Source organism: Fortiea sp. LEGE XX443 (assembly GCF_015206815.1).
Taxonomy (GTDB): Bacteria; Cyanobacteriota; Cyanobacteriia; order Cyanobacteriales; family Nostocaceae; genus Nostoc_B.
Genome location: NZ_JADEXZ010000040.1, coordinates 32284 through 53204, shown reverse-complemented (window position 1 = coordinate 53204; position 20921 = coordinate 32284). Strand labels below are relative to the sequence as shown.

The following is a 20921-nucleotide window of genomic DNA, read 5'->3' as shown; positions in this document are numbered from 1 at the left end:
TTGGGCGCGGGTCAGATTGCTAGGGTATGCTTTACTCATGTTGCTCTCTCAGTGCTGTCTATTATCTATTCACAGCATATACTGAGAGAGTTTTTTTACCACCTCTTAGACTTTTAAAACAGCCTCTTAGGGTTTGTTGGTTAAGAACGCTGGAATTTAGAATTAAGTGCAGCAGCAGCCTGGAGCGTAGAAGATAGACAAACTAACGAAGATATTGCGTCGTAGAAGTTGGCTTAGAACCAGGAGAAGGCATAATCTGGGAAATAGAACCTCTTCTACCGGAAAATTATGACCGAGAAATACTCAAATTTTAAACTTTTGTCCTGCTGGTTTACAGGTAGTGTAGTAGATAGAAATCTTATTCATCTAAATCCTAATTAACAAGCCATGAGAAAACAAGTCCAACAAAAAATGCGTACATGGGCGATGTTATGTCATCTTTCGGCTTTATTGGCATGGCTATTGTTATTTGGATTAGTATTTGTTGGTATTCCTTTATATTTACCATTAAATATTTTATTACCACTAGGAATTTGGCAACTTAAAAAATCTAAATTTCCTTGGATTGACTTTCAAGGTAGAGAATCTTTAAACTTTCAAATATCATTGACTTTGTATACTTTAGTTGTAATTATTTTTTCCTTGGTACTCGTACTGGGTAGCTGTGGCGTTGCCATAACAACTAATGGTGCAGTTAATGAAGTTAAATCAGTTTTAGATGCTTTACTTTTTGTCTGGATGTTTCTAATTATAGGATTAATATTATTACAATTATTCCTAGTGACTTTTGCCGCCATCAAAGCTTATCACGGAGAACACTATCGCTATCCTTTCACAATGCGAATTCTCAGATAAGAGCTAATAAACAAAAGTTAAAATGCACTTGTTAATTATCCAGAATCACGACAAGTAGAGCAGTAGCCAAGGCATTTAGGACATCGGCCAATGATAAAACTCATGCACTAAAAGACTTTTAACCCTGTCACATGCGGTCACTGAGCATCTGGTGAGCGCAGTCGAACCATGCCGAAGTGTCACCTGTTCCCTGTCACCTGCCATATACTATAAATATTCACTACATTTACTATCCAACCTTGCCTCATTTATCTGTTTAACAGGAATTTCAATCAAAAATTCTGTCCCCTTGCCAGGCGCTGAGATGCAGTTGATTTTTCCCTTATGTTTCTCTACTATAATTTGGTAACTAATAGATAATCCTAATCCAGTACCTTGACCGACTGGTTTAGTTGTAAAAAATGGATCAAATAATCTAGGTTTAATTTCCTCATTTATTCCTGAACCATTGTCTTTAACGCTGATAATTACGCGGTCTTTATTTTGAAATTGAGTATGGATAGTAATGTAATTATGGTATTGTTTAATTTCTTGTTTTAAGTAGTCTATTTCTTGTTCACGTAAAGCATCAATGGCATTACTAATAATATTCATAAATACTTGATTTAATCCTCCAGGATAACATTCAACAAGAGGCAAATCACCATATTTTTTGATAATTGTAATTTCCTGCTGTTCGTCTTTTTCTTTAAGACGATGCTGCAAAATTAACAAAGTACTATTAATACCTTCATGAATATCTACAGATTTCATATCAGCTTCATCAAGACGGGAAAAGTTTCGTAAAATCAGCACAATCTCACGAATACGCTCAGTACCAACGGCCATGGAGGATAAAAGTTTTGGCAGATCATCAAGAATAAAGTCTAAATCCATCTCACTCATTAGAATAGTAATTTCTGAGTTGTAATTAGAATATTGTTGCTGATATAAATTAATTAAAGATAATAACTGCTGAGTGTATTCTCTAACGTGCATCAAGTTGCCATAAACGAAATTAACAGGGTTATTAATTTCATGAGCAATACCAGCTACTAACTGACCAAGCGAAGACATTTTTTCAGTTTGAATCAACTGTACTTGAGTATGCTGTAATTCTTGCAGTGTCTGTTGTAATTGAATATTTTTCTGATTTAATATTTCTGTTCTCATCGTCACTTGGTTTTCTAACATATAATTAGTTTCTTCTAAGGCGACTTGAGCATTTTTTTTAGCTTTTAAATATTCCTGCAATAAATTTAACACCAAAAACCATGCCGGAATCAACAACATTAAACTTACAATAGAACCTAAAATTGCCCAAAATATTCTTTGCTGATATTCAGTAACTTGTTGCTGCAACTGAAACGATATATTATAGTTTCTTTTAGCAACACCATCAGCATAAATCTGTTTTTGAATTTCATATTCGCGGCTAGATAATAGTAGTTGTGCTGCTTGTTTTTGATTTTTTTTAACTAAATCAAAAGATTGAGATTCCATTTTAATTAATTCTTGATTAGCAATATCAATCTTTTTTGCATCCTCATTTCTATATTCTTTAGGAGCTAGTTTAATAGATTCTTGAATAGCAATATCAAGTTGTGACTCAAATTTGCGATACCTTTGTTCCCACATCAGATTTCCCGTAGCTGCATTCATGCGGGCTGACATAGTTAATACTTCATCAAAATAGATAATTTTATCACTCAGTTTTTGTAATCTAAATTCATTCTTAGTAATTTTATGAAAATCATAATATGCTTGTAAATTGAGCCAAATTTGCGGAATGAACAAGAGGAATGTCAGTAGTACTGTTACAGTTACTAGTTGCGAAGGAACAAGTTTTAATTTACGAAACAGAGATGTTTTCATGTTTTTTTATATTCCAGATTTGCTATCTTGAATATTTTATGTATTTGATGAGTGAGCTTGTATATCTGCGTAGATATTGTTAATTTTATTAACAGCAATAACAGAACTATTTTATATATATTTCTTTTTTCTATCGTTTGTCCATATTTAGCAAAAAATATTTTGGTTTTTATCAAATCTCAGTATTATTACTAATTGTTTTATTTTTAATTTTATAAATATGAGAAAAATTTTATAAAAATAGTATTACTATACGATATGATTTTTGCAGTAAATTAGTTTAAGAGTGCCAAATTAACCATGAATCAGAATGTACTTGGTGTTGCTGTAGTCGGCACTGGATTTGGTCAAAAAGTCCATATTCCGGGATTTAAAGCTCATCCTCGAACTGATGTAGTTGCTGTTTATCACCGCGATATTAATAAAGCCAAAGCAATTGCAAATGCTAATGATATTCTTCATGCTTGCACTACCATTGCAGACATTCTCAAGTTACCAGAAGTGCAAGCTGTTAGTATTTCTACACCACCATTTTTGCATTATGAAATGGCAAAAGAAGTGCTGCAAGCAGGTAAACATTTATTATTAGAAAAACCCACAACTTTAACCGCAGTTGAAGCTAAAGAACTACATAAATTAGCAACAGCAAATGGCGTTACCGCTGTTGTTGATTTTGAATTTCGCTTTGTCCCAGGATGGCAGTTATTTTCTGAACTCTTATCTTCAGATTATGTCGGTAACAAGCGCCTAATTAAAATTGATTGGTTAGGTTCTTCCCGTGCTGATACTTCCCGCCCTTGGAATTGGTATTCTTCTCAAGATAAAGGTGGTGGTGCATTAGGGTCTTTGGGTTCTCACACCTTTGATTATATTTATTGGTTATTTGGGCCTGTTCGCAGATTCAGCGCTTATTTAACTACAGTTATCCCTAACCGTATTGACCCTAGCAGTGGCGAAATAAAGCCAGTAGATACAGATGATAATTGCCTGCTGTCGTTGGAATTGGCTGATGGTACACCTTGCCAAGTTACCATTAGTGCTGTTGTTCACGCACCGAGAACTCATTGGGTAGAAGTGTATGGCGATCGCGGTACATTAGTTTTAGGTAGCGAAAATCAAAAAGACTATATCCACGGTTTTCGGGTTTGGGGTTCCCAAGTGGGACAACCGTTAGCAGAAATTGAAATCCCCAACCGATTAATGTTTACCCAAAACTTCAGCGACGGACGCATTTCTGCATTTCTGCGAGTAGTAGACCAATGGCTACAAGGAATTGACCAAAAGCAGTCAATAGTCCCATCTTTACGAGAAGGTGTTTATTCACAATTGTTAATGGATTTAGCTCATCAATCTCATAACACAGGTAGTTGGGTAGATGTCCCCAGCTTGGAAGAATTAAATATAAAATAGTCTAGGACTTTAACATTTGCAAAAACTCTCGGTAGAATACAAAAGCCTTATCCTTTTTCCTCACAATCATGGGTAATACTTTTGGGCATCTGTTTCGCATCACTACCTTTGGTGAATCTCACGGCGGCGGTGTGGGAGTTGTAATTGACGGTTGTCCTCCGCGACTGGAGATTACTGCCGAAGAAATTCAGGTAGAGTTAGACAGAAGACGACCAGGACAAAGTAAGATTACAACGCCGCGCAAAGAAGCAGACACCTGCGAGATTTTGTCTGGGGTGTTTGAGGGGAAAACTCTAGGGACACCCATTGCTATCCTCGTGCGGAATCAAGACACACGTCCGCAAGACTATGATGAGATGGCGCAGAAATATCGTCCTTCTCATGCAGATGCGACCTATGATGCTAAATACGGAATTCGGAATTGGCAAGGTGGTGGTAGGTCGTCGGCGCGTGAGACAATTGGTAGAGTCGCGGCTGGTGCGATCGCTAAAAAAATACTTCAGCAAGCTGCTAATGTAGAAGTTATCAGTTACGTCAAGCGTATCAAAGATTTGGAAGGCGTAGTTGACCCAAATACCGTCACCTTAGAACAAGTAGAAAGCAACATTGTCCGCTGTCCTGATGCAGAATGCGCCAATCGCATGATTGAATTAATCGAGCAAACTGGTAGACAAGGTGATTCTATCGGCGGTGTAGTGGAATGTGTAGCACGAAATGTGCCGAAAGGTTTGGGTGAACCCGTATTTGATAAATTGGAAGCCGATATCGCTAAGGCTGTCATGTCTCTTCCTGCGAGTAAAGGTTTTGAAATTGGTTCAGGTTTCGCTGGGACACTGTTAACAGGAATTGAGCATAACGACGAATTTTATATTGATGAAAATGGTGAAATTCGCACTGTAACTAACCGTTCTGGTGGCATTCAAGGCGGTATTTCTAACAGCGAAAATATTATTTTACGAGTTGCTTTTAAGCCAACAGCAACTATTAGAAAAGAACAAAAAACAGTCACTCGTGAAGGTGAAGAAACATTGTTAGCTGCAAAAGGCAGACATGATCCTTGTGTGTTACCTCGTGCAGTTCCAATGGTTGAAGCGATGGTGGCACTCGTGTTGTGCGATCATTTATTGCGGCATCATGGCCAGTGTCAGGTGTTGTAGGAATTAAAATTAAATTGTCAGAATTATTTGAGGGTGAGCTAAATACTTGCCCTTTTTCGTGTTTTTAAGGTGTCTAATAAAAGCAACACATAAATGCTATTCCAGTAAAATGCTACACTAACAATACTAAAATAAGTTACATAAAGTAATGGATTTTTTAACAATTTTAGGATTAGTTGCTGGGGGATTAACTACCGTAGCATTTCTGCCCCAGATGTTCAAAACTTGGCAAACGAAATCAGCAAAAGATGTTTCTTTTGTGATGTTGATTACATTTATGAGTGGGCTTTTATTATGGTTAGTTTATGGTATTGCTCTGCAAGCTTTACCAATTATTATTGCCAACGCCGTATCATTTATTTTTAATTTAATAATTTTATGGTTAAAAATTAAATATAAATAAAGCTAACTTAGATAAAATTTAAGAGTTTAAGTATATTTTTTATAGGAATGAATATTTTTGCTAAGTAGAAAGGTGCAAATAAACGGAACTATGTAACGGAAAGTAAAGTAGGTTGAAAACCTCTTCCCTTCTGCCCTCTGCCTCCTGCCTTGTTATAACGACAATTTTTAACACCGACCTACTTAGTACCTAATCGTAATATTACCCTCGGATGACTCCGAGGGTAATGATTAATTATGAACTAGTAGTGACTAGTAACCCATCACTAATCATCTTTCTCTACCATTAAGTGTTTCACTTCGTCACGAGAAATTTTGATGGTCTGACCATCGAATTTCGTCAGGGTAAAGAAATTATTTTCGTTATAGGTAATTGACTGCTCTTGCAGCAAGCCAATTGCTATTTGTTCACCCAGTTTTAGCGATTCTGTGTAATCACTACGCCAGTGAACACCAGCAGCATCACGACCGAGTGAAATATTAGCTGCAACCTTGTTTAATTCACCGCCTACAGTTAGCTTGTCTGCGTCAGAGCCAGTATATGGAATTAACCCAGTTCCTTCAGCGTTGGGAACTACAGGCTGAGGTATGACCCAAGATTCATCAAACCAAGCTTTGAGAATGGTGACACAAGCACCTGCTACAGTAGCGTGTCCCGCACCATATGCAGGATGGGTGGGAGAACCTTCTGGGAATGCTATTGGTAGTAGATAAGTACCATAGCGGCTATGGACTTTTTCTAAGGCGCTGGATTTAAAAACTTCCTCATTGATGGGATATTTTGCACGTCCAGTCAATTGGTTGTGAACTAGTCCGCCAAATGCTTCGGGACGCAAGCGACGATGCACAAACCACTTTTGGAACCACACAGCTTTTAGGGCGCGGGTTGCCACTTCAGTCACGAGGCTGAGAATGTGGGGGCCACCAAAAGTGCTAAACCCGATTTGAGTTCTTGAGTTTCTGTAGGGATTACCCTGATCTACGGGAGCATTCAATCCCAATAGAATCAGACAGGCATTGAGGTAAGCTTCGTACAGTGCATCAACGTGGACATATTGACCAATATCACGCAGATTTCGGATATAACGAGGTGTGGGGTCAAAAACATCTTCTTTGGCTGCACCACCGTTTTGGATATTTAGCCAAGAGTTGTAATCTGTCAAGTAATCAATATCTCGTGCTACGGTTTTCTGCCTTTGAGAAATGGTCAGAGAACCATAGGGAATATCCTTAAACAAAAACTGAGAAATGTAGGGGCCTACTAAGTCGCCAGAATAAATACCTCGGAAGATAGTGGCTGGCGTCACTTTTCCGCCAACTTTTGGCGCACGACAATCAGATAATTTAGATAAATCTGCTGCTGCTTCTGCTACTTGGGAATTATTTGCATATTCGGTAAAGTTGACATCCCGCAGTAGTGCCATCCAATAAAGTTCTACCATTTCCCCAGAGTTTTGTGCTGAGTCAATGCGAGGTGCTGGAGGTATGACAATTGCGTGACCGTCTGGGCCTTGTAAATCAAAACCCAAACCTGCTTGGGGACTGGTCAATTTACGACCAAGACCTAACTGGATAGCTTCAAAGTCTTGTGGTTTGCCACTTTCAAGGGCTTTGAGTAGAGATTGGTAAGCTTCTGGTTTAACTTCTCCTAATTCATTATGAGGCAAACCTTTAGAGAAGTTTGCAATATAGTTAGGAGATCCATTTGCACCACGATAGTCTTGCTCTTCACCATTACAGATATGATCTGATACACCTCGGTTAAAGGCGATTTGTGTTGCCTCGCGGCGAATTTGGCGAGATGATCTCCGACGTTGTCTGTTGTTTTCGGGGCCTAATTCTTGGCATTCTTGACGAGAAGGACGCTCTTTATTCTCTTTATTCATGATAAATTCCTCAATATTTTTAATTTGTTGGTGTTGATTAATTGATGAACAAATATTCCTGAAAATCTCTATCTACTCATATTTGCCATAAATTTTTTACTTCAAATATATAGATAGCTATGGGCTTTTATTGGTTGCCGAAAGCCTGATATGGCAATATGCTTGTGAAGATTTCAGGTAAATTTTTATGAATAGCACACCCTTGTTACAACTAGCGAAACTATATTGTTTCAACTTGCAAAACTAGTGTGTGTTAGTCACACATCTATCTACTTACTAGAGTTTGATAATTTCGGAAAAATTGGCAAATTTTTCTATATTTTTTTTAGCTAACTTTTCTTCACTTTCTAGAGATTGCTTGATTGTTTACAAGCCAAAACTTGTAACTACAAATTTTCAATGGTCGATTTCGTATCAAAATTTTATTTATATAGCAGGTGACAGGGAACAGGTGACACTTCGGCATGGTTCGACTGCGCTCACCAGCCGCTCAGTGACCGCAGGCTTCCGCCGTGAGCGTCAGCCGAACGGTGACAGGGTTAAGAGTCTTTTAGTGCATGAGTTTTATCATTGGCCGATGTCCTAACTGCCTTGGCTACTGCTATAGCAAAAAAATAGAGGCAGAATTGTTGCGCCTCGGCTATCCAATTTATTGAATCAATATTGTTCAGATATTCCACATAAAGCTTGCATATTTCATCGTCTTGACAGTTGACAGTCAACGTCAACTAAGAACGCCGGACATTTAAACAGCACCATTCTTTCTTTTTCCACAGGGTAGCCACAACCCAACCATTTGCTTCTAAGGCATCTGCTACTGCTTTCGATTGCTCTAATAAAATGCCACTGAAGATTGCCCAAGTGGTGGGTTTAGCGATCGCAGTCATTTCGGGAACCAACTGAATAATCACGTCAGCCAAGATATTACAGACGATGCCATCGACTGGTTTCTCAATAATTTTGCTCAAAACGTCTACACTACCTTCGGCTGGGATCAAGCTTTCTGGGTTAACGTTATTGAGGGCGCGATTGCTGAAAGTTGATTGTACTGCTAGGGGATCGTTGTCCACCGCATAGACTTTTTCTGCACCCAACAGTACTGCACCAATGGATAGAATACCAGAACCACAACCGATATCTGCAATAATCATTGGATCTGTTTGTTCGCTACCAGTAAAAGATTGGGGAACTTTGCTCAAGCGCATTTCCAAAGCTTCTAAACAAAGTTGAGTTGTGGCATGATTACCCGTACCAAAGGCAACACCAGGATCAAGAAGAATCACTAACCGTTCTGTTTCCGGGATTGGTAGCCATGCAGGGTTAATCAAAAAGCGATCGCCTATTTCTTGGGGTTGCCAATATTGTTTCCAGCTGGTTGCCCAATCTTCTTCATCAATTAACTGCCAGTGTAAGCTAGGAGCAGAAAATCCCACACACAAAGCATCTTGGCGCAGCCGTAGCGCCAGTGCTGCTAAATCTAGTAACTCTGCTTGAAATTGCGGCAGATAAGCCTTTACTAGCGAAGAATTCCCTTTACGTTCACTAGCTGTCCCCCGACTACCAAAATCTTCCAGCCGCCAAAAGATCGAATCTTCTAATGCTGGCTCACATAAAATCTGTAATTCCCACCAAGTGTTTGCCATATCTAAGTGCTGAGTGCTGTTAGCGGTAGCGGGGCGTTCAGCCCGTGCTGAGTGCTGAGTGGGGACGCGTTGCGTCTGTGCAAGAGTGATGAGAGTGGTAAGTTGTTCTGAATTTCTAACGTTCTTCACTCAGCACTTTCTACTCAGCACTCAGCACTTTTAAAGTGTTACTGTATACGCATCTCGAATTCCTGGTACTTTGGTAATTTCAGCCAAAATGCCATCGGGTAAGGGATCATCAATACTCAAAGCCATGACAGCATCACCACGGACGATTTTCCGTCCTACCTGCATACTGGCAATGTTGACGTTAAAACTGCCGAGGAGGGAACCGAGTTTACCGATAATTCCTGGCATATCACGGTGCAAGGTGAACACCATATGTTTGCTGGGGGGAACGTTAATCGGGAAGCCGTCAACGTCAGTTAAGTGAATTTCTTTCTCACCCAACAAAGCACCTGTCACTGAATGAGTGCCTAAAGTACCTGTGGCTTCCAAACGTAGGGAACCAGCATAATCGCGCACAGAAGCGTCTCGTGTTTCAATTACACGAATTCCCCGTTCCTTGGCTTCGATGTTGGCGTTGACATAATTTACCCGTTCGCGCAAAGCTTGGTGTAATAGACCTTTTAGAGATGCTACTACCAAGGGCTGACTCTTATTAGTTGCCAGTTCCCCTTGTAATCTGACTGTCAGTGTTTCTACTCTACCACCAGCTAATTGTCCTACCAAGTTACCCAAAGTTTCAGCCAGCTGCATGTAGGGTTTGAGTTCTTCCAAGACATCGGGGCCGAGTCCGGGAATATTGACTGCGGAACGTGCGGGTAGTCCCAGCAGCACATCACGGATTTGTTCAGCAACATCAATGGCTACATTTACTTGAGCTTCTGTGGTGGATGCTCCTAAGTGGGGGGTGAGGATGGCTTCTTTACCGAGCGATCGCAATTCCGATTCACCTAAAGGTTCTGACTCGAACACATCCAATGCTGCACCAGCGATTTTGCCTTCTTTAATGGCTGTGGCTAAAGCTACTTCATCAATAATACCGCCACGGGCGCAGTTAATAATCCGCGCTGTGGGCTTCATTTTTGCTAGAGTTGTGGCGTTGATTAAGTGGGTGGTTTCTGAGGTTTTGGGGATATGAAGTGTGATGTAGTCGGCTTGCTGCATGAGCAAGTCCAAATCTACCAACTGACAGCCAATTTGTTCTGCTCGTTCGTTGGAGATGAAGGGATCGTAAGCGAGTAATTTCATCCCCATTGCTTTAGCCACAGCCGCAACATGGGAACCAATTTTACCTAAACCGACAATACCGAGAGTTTTTTTGTAAACTTCTGCACCTACAAAAGTTTTGCGATCCCACTCACCACGTTTCACAGAAGCGTTAGCATCAGGAATATGACGAGATAAAGATAACATCATCGCCAGTGCGTGTTCAGCAGCTGCGATCGTGTTTCCTTCGGGAGAATTAACTACAACAATTCCGCGACGTGTAGCCGCAGGAACATCTACATTATCTACGCCTACACCAGCACGACCGATAATTTTTAATTGTGTGCCAGCCTCAATAATTTCTTCTGTCACCCGTGTACCAGAACGAATCATCAGTGCATCGTAATCACCAATGATTTCTATCAATTCCGCAGATTTTAAGCCTGTTTTGACATCTACAGTCGCTACTTGGGAAAGAATGTCAATTCCAGCTTGATCAATAGGATCGGAGACGAGAACTTTGGACATGATTACTTCGTTTAATTCTATAGGTTTTGCTGTACAAGACTTTTTAGTTTAGTCCTTATCCGTTGCAATTCAGCAAAAAATATTCGTTTTAATATCTACCTGGCTTTCACATCTTGCGATGTTGTGATTAAAATTTCACTTGCACGGACTCCTAGTCTTTTGAAGATGAGTGGCTGCTAGTACACCCTCTGGTAAATATAAACCAATAACCGAGTCAAAAAACTAAGATATTTATTAAGTGTTAAAACACTTTGCGTACCTCTGCGTTTAAAAGTCAACTTCCCAGCAGTTTTTAGTATACGAATTACGTTAGCGAGTCTTGCCTACGGCACGCCAAGGGCGAACGAGCGTCATTAAGAATTGGTATCACTACGAAATCGCTATAATTTCAGATGAAGATACTGGCGTGAGTAGATTCGCCAAGTTTCTGTGAGTTTTGAGGAAACCAGTCATGTTAGAGTACAACTTGCCAAGGTACTTACTCTCTGCCGAAGAACTGCCAGACTCTGATGAAACTCCTGTGGATAATGAACTGCAAGAATTAATACCAGGGTTGCTCAAAGCAATTTTACTCATACTTTGGTCTGAAAGGATGGACTGGTTATTTGGCATAGATATGGGTATTTATTATGACCCTGATGAACCGCCAATTGTCCCAGATGGATTTTTAAGTTTGGGAGTAGAACGATTTTATGATGAGGAGCTGCGTCCCAGTTATGTGCTATGGGATGAAAATGTTATACCAATTTTAGCGTTAGAAGTAGTTTCCCAAAATTATCGCAAGGAATACAGCGATAAATTAAATCAATATGAGACATTGGGTGTACTTTATTATGTGATTTACTCTCCTCGTCGTCGCCGCAAACCGCGCTTGGAAGTGCATAAATTAATTAATGGTAAGTATCAATTACAAACAGGAAATCCCGTTTGGTTACCAGAAATTGGTTTAGGAATTGGTTGCGATCGCGGGAATTACTGCGGCGTAACTAGAGAATGGCTTTACTGGTACGATGAAAATGGCAAAAGATATCCCACTCCAGAAGAACAAATTAAAGAAGCACAAAAACGTGCTGAATTAGCAGAACAACGCGCTCAAGAAGAAGCAAGACGCGCTCAAAAACTAGCAGAACAATTAAGAGCTTTGGGAATAGATCCCGATAATCTTAGTTAAGGCAGATTTTTCATTGGTTAAGTATTTCAGTTTGACTATGGTACAAGTGATCCAAGCTAGGACTATCGGACTTGCCTATTTAGAAAAAAGATTTAGTTTAAAACTATCAGAAGAAGAAGGATTTTTTCCAGAATGGTTGGAGCATTTATCTGAAGTAACAAATTTTGAGCAACAGTATTTAGATAGGGTAAAAACTAATTTTTTAAGCTTGGTTAAACGTCCGCCTATCTTAGAAAATGCTGTCAAAATGGTGGTACTATCGCCATTGTTAGATTTAGCAGGGTTTTATCAAGAGCCATTTGCGATCGCCACGGAAAAATCTGTAGAAATTGCCATCAAAAATGAAGTAGAAACAGATGAAGAAGATGAGGTAGAGGTAGAAATTGTTCGTGGTAGAATAGACGTTTTGGTTATTCAAGAAGAATTTTGGCTCCTGGTAATAGAATCAAAAAAAGTGAGTTTATCTCTTATCGATGCCATTCCTCAAGCACTATCTTATATGCTTACTAGTCCAAATACAGACAAACCTGTATTTGGGTTGGTTACAAATGGTGAAGATTTTCAATTTATCAAGTTAATCAAGCAAGATAAATCTAGATATGCTTTATCTGATAAATTTACTTTATCTAGACGAGAAAACGAATTATATAAAGTTTTGCAAATATTAAAAAACTTAAGTCAAGTTATCAACTAATCTATGTCTAATCGTCCCATATATTTAGACTCTCATGCTACCACCCCTGTAGATGAAAGAGTATTAGCAGCAATGTTGCCATATTTCACAGAAAAATTTGGCAACCCAGCGAGTATTAATCATGTTTATGGTTGGGAAGCAGAAGCGGCTGTAAGACAAACACGAGAAATATTAGCAGCAGCAATTAACGCCACACCAGAAGAAATTGTATTTACTAGTGGGGCAACGGAAGCGAATAATTTAGCGATTAAAGGTGTAGCGGAAGCTTATTTTAAAAAAGGTCAGCATATTATTACTGTTGCTACTGAACATAAAGCAGTTTTAGACCCTTGCGAATATCTGAAAACTCTGGGTTTTGGAATTACAATTCTACCGGTGCAACAAGACGGAATAATTGATTTAATTGAATTAGAAAAAGCCTTGCGTTCAGAAACAATTTTGGTTTCAGTAATGGCGGCTAATAATGAAATTGGGGTGTTGCAACCGTTAGCAGAAATTGGGGAAATGTGCCGCAATCGCAATATCATTTTTCATACAGATGCTGCCCAAGCTATTGGTAAAATTCCCTTAGATGTGCAAGCGATGAACATTGATTTGATGTCGCTGACGGCTCATAAAGTATATGGAGCCAAGGGTATCGGTGCATTATATGTCCGTCGGCGTAACCCCAGAGTGCAGCTTGCACCACAGTTACACGGCGGGGGACATGAACGAGGAATGCGATCGGGAACATTATACACGCCGCAAATTGTTGGTTTTGGTAAAGCGGTAGAAATTGCTTTAGCGGAACGAGCAACAGAAAATTTACGCCTGACTCAATTAAGAGAAAGATTGTGGTTACAACTGTCGCAGTTAGCAGGAATTCACCTCAACGGGCATCCGACGCAACGTTTAGCAGGAAACTTAAATATCAGTGTTGCGGGAGTTGATGGTGCAGCACTTTCTCTCGGACTGCAACCAGTCATGGCAGTATCTTCTGGTTCTGCTTGTTCCTCGGCAGTTACCGCACCTTCCCATGTTCTCACAGCCTTAGGAAATTCTGAGCAACTAGCCTATGCTTCCGTGCGGTTTGGCATTGGACGATTTAACACTACCGAGGAAATTGATCTAGTAGCGAAACATGCGATCGCAACCATTCAAAGTTTACGCAAACAAAAAACTTTGGTTTAGTATAGCAAAGTGCTGAGTGCTGTTAGCGGAAGCGGGAGTTGAGCAGCGTGCTGAGTTAAAATTCAGCCGATGAGAGGTTTTGAGGAATCAAGACTGTCGTAACATATTTGGCTGCTATAAGTTAAAAGATAAAACTAACTAAATACATGCTATCCCACGCTGTTACAGAAGATTGGTATACTGCAAATCACCGTTATTTAATTGACTTACTCTCTCAAACTCGTCGAGTTTTAGAACGGCGAATTGAACCAAAAGCAGATGTAGAACAGGAGAAGCAGTTAGCTCATCATCCTGCTTTTGAAACAACACCCCCAGCCTTGGAACAACTTTGTCAAATTTTTGGCTTATCGTCATTTGAGCGGGAAATTATCCTGTTGTGTGCTGGGATGGAGTTAGATAGCTCTTGGGGTAAATTGTGTGCTGAGGCTCAGAATCAGCCGCAGTCAGAATATCCCACATTCAGTTTAGCCTTATCCATTTCATCATCTCCTTATTGGGGCGCACTCACCCAAGATGCACCACTACGGCGCTGGCGATTAGTAGAGATGGGAGCAGGTAACGCCCTTACTATGTGTCCTTTGCGGTTGGATGAGCAAATTGTACATTACCTAGCAGGATTACAGCCCCTAGATGAACGCTGGCAGCAATTGGGAGTATCGCCATTACAGACAGAGAACTTAGTCACTTCGCATCATGCTCTAGCTGAACAAATGGCGAACTGTTGGGTACAAGCTTCCCAAGAAAATCGTGTTTTACCCGTGTTGCAGCTTTGTGGAATAGAAACAGCCAGCAAAAAAGCGATCGCCGCAACAGCTTGTCATCTTCTCGGATTAACAGGATATACTGTTTCTGCCAATACCCTCCCCAATGATATTAATCAACTGCATCTGCTTCGCTGTTTGTGGGAACGGGAATGGCGACTACATCGACGAGTGATATTTCTGGATTGCGATCGCTTAGAATCTCAAGACAGCAGTAAAGAGCATAATATTACTCAACTGCTAGACTCTCTCCAAGCCCCCATAATTGTCTGTTGTTTAGAACGTCGTCGTCTCATTCAGCGTTCTTTGCTCACCTTAGAAGTGCAGCACCCCACTCCAGCAGAACAGCGCCAGGTGTGGCAAACTGCATTAGGTGAATTAACTCCCACCCTAAACGGACAAATAGGTAATCTAGTTTCCCACTTCAACCTTAGTACCTCTACTATTCACATCGTTTGCACCGAAGTAAGAGGCAAATGGGAAGCACTCAGCACTCAGCACGCTGCTCAACTCCCGCTTCCGCTAACAGCACTCAGCACTTTCCTCTGGAATGCTTGTCGTACCCAAGCGCGTCCTCGCTTAGATGAACTAGCACAACGCATTGCCGCAACTGCGGAGTGGGAGGATTTGGTATTACCGCCTAATGAGTTGAGTGTGTTACAAGATGTTGCCGCACATCTGCGCCAGCGATCGAAAGTGTATGAACAGTGGGGATTTGCTGCTAAGGGACAACGGGGTTTAGGGATTAGTGCCTTGTTTGCGGGAGCCAGTGGTACAGGCAAGACATTGGCGGCGGAAGTTTTAGGTAATGCCCTCAATCTTGATGTGTATCGAATTGATTTGAGTGCGGTGGTAAGCAAATATATTGGGGAGACAGAAAAGAACTTACGGCGGGTGTTTGATGCGGCTGAAGGTGGTGGAGTAATTCTGTTGTTTGATGAAGCCGATGCCTTATTTGGCAAACGTACCGAAGTGAAAGACTCCCACGATCGCCACGCCAATATTGAGGTAAGCTATCTTTTGCAACGCATGGAAGCCTACCGAGGTTTAGCAATTCTCACCACCAATTTAAAAGCCTCCTTAGATCAGGCATTTCTGCGCCGCATCCGCTTTATCGTTCAGTTTCCCTTTCCCGATGCCAAACAACGCGCCGAGATTTGGCGACGAGTGTATCCCAGCCAAACCCCAACCGCAGATTTAGATTTTGAAAAATTAGCCAAGCTAAGTGTTGCTGGCGGAAATATTCGTAACATTGCCCTGAATGCAGCCTTTGTAGCCGCAGATAGCGATGAACCTGTGGGGATGAAACATCTTTTGCAAGCGGCGAAAAGTGAATATATTAAAATGGAGCGCCCTTTAACAGATGTGGAGGTGAAAGGATGGATTTTATAAAATGTTTTGAAACTCAGGCGATCGCAAAACGAATGCTATATTAAAATGTGACTACTCGTGTAAAACTCCAACTAATAGCCTCAAGCAGTGAATAGATATGCAAATCACCCTTAGTACACAGCAGAGTCAAGTTCTTGAATTTCTCTCGCAGCAGGGTGGGTATACTTCTCTAGAAGATGCAATTGACACAGCTCTTGTTCTCCTCGCTGACGAGATAATACAGCAAGATTCCGAAGAAACTACAGAATATCTAGCTTGGGTCGAACAAACACGACTAAAGATTGAAGAAGGCGTAAGGGCAGCCGAGCGAGGTGATATTTTAAATGTAGATGTGGTGCTGGCTCGATTACGCAGTAAGGTGGAAGCTGCTGCTGATCGTGAAACATTGCCTGTATATTAAACGAAAGTCTAATCTGCATTACCTAGAAAGATGAGAGAATAGAGTATTACCTTGCGGCGAGCGGAGTTTGGCGATGAGAACTCATCTAGAATTGAAAAAGAAATCTGTAGAACAAAAGGCGATCGCTTCTGATGTTCATCCCCTAGAGTCTCGTCCGTTCGGTGTGCAGCGACAACCAAAAGAAAAAGCGCGATCGCCCCAAACAACAGGATACGAAAGTCAAATACCCAATTTCGCCATTCTCAATCCCGAAGCTGGACAATTACCTGTACAACCAAAATTAGCGCTACAGACAAAAGCTGAGGATACATCTGTCAAAACCAATGTAACCGGATTACCTGATAATCTGAAAACAGGGATTGAAAATCTATCAGGATATTCCCTTGATGATGTCAGGGTTCATTATAATTCGCCCAAACCAGCCCAATTACAAGCATTAGCTTACGCCCAAGGCACAGATATTCACGTCGCACCCGGACAAGAAGAACATTTACCCCATGAAGCATGGCACGTTGTCCAGCAGATGCAGGGAAGGGTAAAACCAACAATGCAGATGATGGAATTACAGATTAATAATAATGAGGCATTGGAAACAGAAGCGGATGTTATGGGGACAAGAGGATTAGTAAATAGTGAAACACTCCAAAGAATAGAGCAAAAACAGTCACCTGATTCTGAGGAAGATAACTACTTACAATTAAAATCTGAAGTAGTGCAAATGGGTCGTAGCAAACGGCATAAAACTCATGTCAAACGTAATAAATCAGTTGCGGTTGAGGAGTATGACGATGATGACGATTATGATGATTATGACGATTATGACGATGAAGATTTAGATGATTCAGTCCCCATAAATGCAGAAGGCCAAAGTCCAACTGAGGTGACATTCGAGGATTATTTGCGGCCAGCAATAGCTGAGTATGTGCCGACTACTCCTGGATGGAAACACTTTGTTAAGGCATATAAAACAGAAATACATCCTCAAATACAAATAGCTAAACAAATTCTGAGTGAAGCACAGAAGTATCTATCCGATTCGACTGTACTGCAACTAAGCCAGAGTATAAGAGTTGCTATCCAAAAAATCAATAAAGCATTAGGCACAGTGAAAGGCCATAGTGACAGACTTGATTATCAACAACCAATAAATGAAGTGTGGCCTATTAAAAACGAGATTGTAACACTCAGGCTAAAACTTGTAAAACTTATAGCAGATTACCAAAAACTGGAACGTGAAAATTCAGATTATCAGAATGAAGACTATAGCAAATATGGTAATAAGAAGAAACAAAAAGAAGAAGTAAATGAAAATGAATCTCCAGAAGAACTAAAAGGATGGAATGTAATCAATGATAATCCAGAAGTACGCTTCAATGATTCAGCCGCACTTGATAAAGCATACGCGATTATACAAGCAGTAAAACAAGGTACAGAAATAAAAGATGCCGCACGTGATCAAGGTTGTTCAACACCAACATGGTACGGCAATATGTGTGAGATACGTTTAACCCAAGGAAGTACACAGCTGCGTCTGTTAGCTTATAACCGAGGCAACGGACAATTAGAGTTTACTACTATTGGTTCATTCCACGCTACAGGGAAAAAGTTAGGTAATTTGAATGATTATTATTAGTGCGATCGCCTGATTTTCTATCTCTAAATTTAACAATTAAGGTAGGTAATCAATATCAAGTAACTGTTGTAAGGTATAAGTGCAAGATTGAGGTAAATTATTGAGCTTACCTTCTGTTTTGTCAATCACATATCCTAAAGCATCAGCATAAATAGACGGCAATTCGTTTTCTAAAAATTGATACAAGTTAGTTGTTAAATGCCGTTTTAATTGGTTTCTAAAACCTCTAACTTCTGCTTTCCAATATCTAGAATTTAATTCGAGTTCTTCTTGCCAATATTGCAGCAGTAAAATATGTCTAATAATTTGCTCTAATAAACTAGCTACCTTAGCTTTGTCTCTACGACCCAAACTTTCTAATTCCTCAATTAAATTTTCTATATCTAATTCTTCTAAATGGTTAGATTTCAATAATTTGATTGTTTCCTCTAACCAGAGATGTTCATCAGTTTCATATAGCTTTTTTAAGCTCAAGTTATCTGTCATTCTTTGCATAAAACCTCTTGACTTGAAATCTGACAAGATTAGGTTAGATATTGCTTATCTTAACTGAAGAATCGGCTAATTTTGGGGAGTGCGATCGCTCTCTTCATTCTCACTCAAAATCGATTTTTTGGGAAACAGTGCCAATATATTCAACTAAGGTCTAATCTAGCGTTGCTCACAAAGGTGAAAAAATAAAGTATAACCTTGCAGTGTGCAGAGCTTTGTTATGGGGACTCATCAAGCGTCACAAAAAAAATCTTCAGATCAAAAAGCGATCGCTTCTGCTGTCAATCCCTTAGAATCCCGTCCGTTTGCATTACAGCCACAACCACAAGCAACAACACAACCCCAAACCCTAGGGTATACCAGCCATATACCAGATTTTACTATTCTCAATCCGGAAGCTGGGCAATTACCTGTAGAACCTAAATTAGCGATCGCTCAGTCAGAGATATTACAAGCAAAACTTCAGACAGATTCAAACACGCCCAATTCAACTGGATTACCAGATCATCTCAAAACAGGGATAGAAAATCTTTCAGGATACTCCCTCGATAATGTCAGAGTTCATTATAATTCCCCAAAACCAGCCCAATTACAAGCATTAGCTTATACCCAAGGAACACAGATTCACGTTGCGCCTGGACAAGAAGAACATTTACCTCATGAAGCTTGGCATGTTATCCAGCAGATGCAAGGCAAGGTAAAACCAACAATGCAGATGAAAGGGTTACAAATTAATGAAAATGAGAAGTTGGAAAAAGAAGCAGATGTGATGGGGAATAAGGCAATTATCCAAAGAACAAGAGCAACACCTAATTACTTAAAAATACCAAAAATCTCTCCAGATTCAAATAGGCAAGCTCCAATACAACTGATGCGCGTAGTACGATGGATGGACGCTGGCAAAGAAGCAGATTATCTTTCAAAATTGGCATATAACGATGCAAAAGCTTATGAAATAAAATACAGGGAAATAATAAAAGGAGGAAAGAAAAAATTAACGGAACAACTAGCCCTACATGGCGAAGGACTATTAGAAGATACAACGCCCTTTATATCGGTTGGCGTTAATCCCTATTCTCTTTCTTGGGGATACGATACATCAAAAGGAGGCGTTGATTTAATATTACAAGGCACACCACATAATGTCTGGTTCGATGTACCAGATGGGTTTCTGTTCCCTGGGGTAACAGAGTTGTCGCAAATCGAAACAGAGTTACTTGTGCTTCTGCCTCCAGGATATAGTTTGAAAAAGTATGTAGCGGACATAGAAGGAAAGCCAGGAATAGAGCCAAACAGGTGGCAGGGTATGTCTACCGAGAAAAGACAGCAGGATTTGAAAAAATTAAACCCCACGTTCACCCGTCTAGTAGTCAGGGACACACAAGAAGATGAACCAGCCCCCTATGCCGTCGGACAAGAAGAGATTACAGCCCCGTGGTTACAGAAGCAGAAGGGTGTTCAACTTACCTACGACAACCTACCATCAGAGATTCGGGAGAAAGTCCTTCAATTAACAGCAGACAATTGGCCAAATGGGATCGATGATTTCATCAAAGGTTGGAAAAGCAAGCAGAAATGGGCGTTAGATGCTGTAGATAGCACAATACAAGATAATGCAGAATTTATACGAAAGAGTTTGCCGAAGGATTAGTGCGATCGCCTGTAATGTTTCTGTCAGTGCGATCACAATAAACTAATTATTGGCTACTTTATATAGCAAAGTGCTGAGTGAAAATCCAGTGCGATCGCCTGATCTTGTAGGGTGGGCAAAAGCAGATAATTTGGGAATAAATTGTCAAATATGGGAATATGGCCCACCCTACCCCACTGAGGTTGAAGTTTCGAGTTCCAAGCTCAAATGTTGGGTTTTTATTGCGTTGGCGCAGCCCACCGCAGGTATCTCTCCATGCCCATCTCATGATAAACGTGAGTTCGACGGAGATCAAAAACCCCTCTCCAAACCTCTCCCCTGCAAGGAGGAACCACTTGCGCGGGTTTTCCGCGTTGTAGCAAGTGGCGTTAGAGGCTTTAAAACTCTGATTTTTCCGTTGGAAACTAGTAGTATTTCAGCCCCTCTCCGCGTCGGAGAGGGGTTGGGGAGAGGTTCATCGAATTCACGTTAACCGAACCGTTTGGGGGTGATACCAATTCCTGAAAAGAATGAAACAGATACGTAGGTTGGGTTAAATGTAGTGAAACCCAACAATGATAAGGTATTGAGGCGTTGGGTTTCGTGCCTCAACCCAACCTACATCTGCATC

At 40.5% G+C, this 20921-nt stretch carries 17 protein-coding genes; 12 read left to right on the top strand and 5 right to left on the bottom strand.

The window, feature by feature from the left end:
- Window positions 1-387: 387 nt before the first annotated feature.
- The gene (locus tag IQ259_RS15870; protein WP_193886429.1) at window positions 388-855 is read left to right on the top strand and encodes a DUF4870 domain-containing protein; all 468 of its coding nucleotides are present in this window, start codon (window positions 388-390) and stop codon (window positions 853-855) included.
- 207 nt (window positions 856-1062) lie between these two features.
- On the opposite strand, the gene IQ259_RS15865 is transcribed toward IQ259_RS15870, so the two are convergent.
- Window positions 1063-2709, bottom strand: coding sequence for a sensor histidine kinase (locus IQ259_RS15865; protein ID WP_193886427.1), 1647 nt, complete (start codon window positions 2707-2709; stop codon window positions 1063-1065).
- A 300-nt stretch (window positions 2710-3009) separates the two neighbouring features.
- Here IQ259_RS15865 and IQ259_RS15860 point away from each other — a divergent pair, with 300 nt between their 5' ends.
- From IQ259_RS15860 to IQ259_RS15850, 3 genes are all read left to right on the top strand, one after another.
- Entirely contained in the window at window positions 3010-4119 is a 1110-nt protein-coding gene (locus IQ259_RS15860) for a Gfo/Idh/MocA family protein (RefSeq protein ID WP_193886425.1), read from the top strand.
- 68 nt (window positions 4120-4187) lie between these two features.
- Complete coding sequence (gene aroC / locus IQ259_RS15855) at window positions 4188-5276, top strand: chorismate synthase (RefSeq protein ID WP_193886423.1); 1089 nt, start codon at window positions 4188-4190, stop codon at window positions 5274-5276.
- A gap of 148 nt (window positions 5277-5424) precedes the next feature.
- Window positions 5425-5679 carry a SemiSWEET transporter gene (locus tag IQ259_RS15850; protein WP_193886421.1) on the top strand — a complete coding sequence of 85 codons (255 nt, stop codon included), beginning with the start codon at window positions 5425-5427 and terminating at the stop codon, window positions 5677-5679.
- A gap of 265 nt (window positions 5680-5944) precedes the next feature.
- Here IQ259_RS15850 and IQ259_RS15845 read toward each other — a convergent pair whose 3' ends face one another.
- The 3 genes from IQ259_RS15845 to serA form a co-directional block, all read right to left on the bottom strand.
- The gene (locus tag IQ259_RS15845; protein ID WP_193886419.1) at window positions 5945-7564 is read right to left on the bottom strand and encodes a vanadium-dependent haloperoxidase; all 1620 of its coding nucleotides are present in this window, start codon (window positions 7562-7564) and stop codon (window positions 5945-5947) included.
- Window positions 7565-8292: 728 nt separating this feature from the next.
- Window positions 8293-9207 carry a 50S ribosomal protein L11 methyltransferase gene (prmA, locus tag IQ259_RS15840; protein WP_193886437.1) on the bottom strand — a complete coding sequence of 305 codons (915 nt, stop codon included), beginning with the start codon at window positions 9205-9207 and terminating at the stop codon, window positions 8293-8295.
- 159 nt (window positions 9208-9366) lie between these two features.
- The gene (gene serA, locus IQ259_RS15835; protein WP_193886417.1) at window positions 9367-10947 is read right to left on the bottom strand and encodes a phosphoglycerate dehydrogenase; all 1581 of its coding nucleotides are present in this window, start codon (window positions 10945-10947) and stop codon (window positions 9367-9369) included.
- 451 nt (window positions 10948-11398) lie between these two features.
- On the opposite strand from serA, the gene IQ259_RS15830 reads away from it, so the two are divergent.
- The 6 genes from IQ259_RS15830 to IQ259_RS15805 all read left to right on the top strand — a co-directional run bounded on the left by IQ259_RS15830 (window position 11399) and on the right by IQ259_RS15805 (window position 18168).
- Window positions 11399-12118, top strand: a complete 720-nt coding sequence (locus IQ259_RS15830; RefSeq protein WP_193886415.1) for a Uma2 family endonuclease — start codon at window positions 11399-11401, stop codon at window positions 12116-12118.
- A gap of 37 nt (window positions 12119-12155) precedes the next feature.
- Complete coding sequence (locus IQ259_RS15825) at window positions 12156-12812, top strand: type I restriction endonuclease (protein ID WP_193886435.1); 657 nt, start codon at window positions 12156-12158, stop codon at window positions 12810-12812.
- Between the two features lie 3 nt (window positions 12813-12815).
- Window positions 12816-13982, top strand: a complete 1167-nt coding sequence (locus tag IQ259_RS15820; protein WP_193886413.1) for a cysteine desulfurase family protein — start codon at window positions 12816-12818, stop codon at window positions 13980-13982.
- Window positions 13983-14128: 146 nt separating this feature from the next.
- On the top strand, window positions 14129-16135 hold the full coding sequence (locus IQ259_RS15815) for an ATP-binding protein (protein WP_193886411.1): 2007 nt from the start codon (window positions 14129-14131) through the stop codon (window positions 16133-16135).
- A 97-nt stretch (window positions 16136-16232) separates the two neighbouring features.
- A complete protein-coding gene (locus IQ259_RS15810; RefSeq protein ID WP_193886410.1) occupies window positions 16233-16535 on the top strand; it encodes a hypothetical protein in 303 nt (100 codons plus the stop codon).
- A 73-nt stretch (window positions 16536-16608) separates the two neighbouring features.
- Window positions 16609-18168, top strand: a complete 1560-nt coding sequence (locus IQ259_RS15805) for a DUF4157 domain-containing protein (protein ID WP_193886408.1) — start codon at window positions 16609-16611, stop codon at window positions 18166-18168.
- Window positions 18169-18204: 36 nt separating this feature from the next.
- Here the strand turns inward: IQ259_RS15805 and IQ259_RS15800 are convergent, their stop codons facing one another.
- On the bottom strand, window positions 18205-18654 hold the full coding sequence (locus tag IQ259_RS15800; RefSeq protein WP_193886406.1) for a DUF29 domain-containing protein: 450 nt from the start codon (window positions 18652-18654) through the stop codon (window positions 18205-18207).
- A 226-nt stretch (window positions 18655-18880) separates the two neighbouring features.
- Between IQ259_RS15800 and IQ259_RS15795 the strand changes: the two genes are divergently transcribed.
- Complete coding sequence (locus tag IQ259_RS15795; protein WP_193886404.1) at window positions 18881-20311, top strand: DUF4157 domain-containing protein; 1431 nt, start codon at window positions 18881-18883, stop codon at window positions 20309-20311.
- A 70-nt stretch (window positions 20312-20381) separates the two neighbouring features.
- Window positions 20382-20783 (top strand): hypothetical protein, encoded by a 402-nt coding sequence (locus IQ259_RS15790; RefSeq protein WP_228014568.1) that lies wholly within the window; start codon window positions 20382-20384, stop codon window positions 20781-20783.
- Window positions 20784-20921 lie beyond the last annotated feature (138 nt).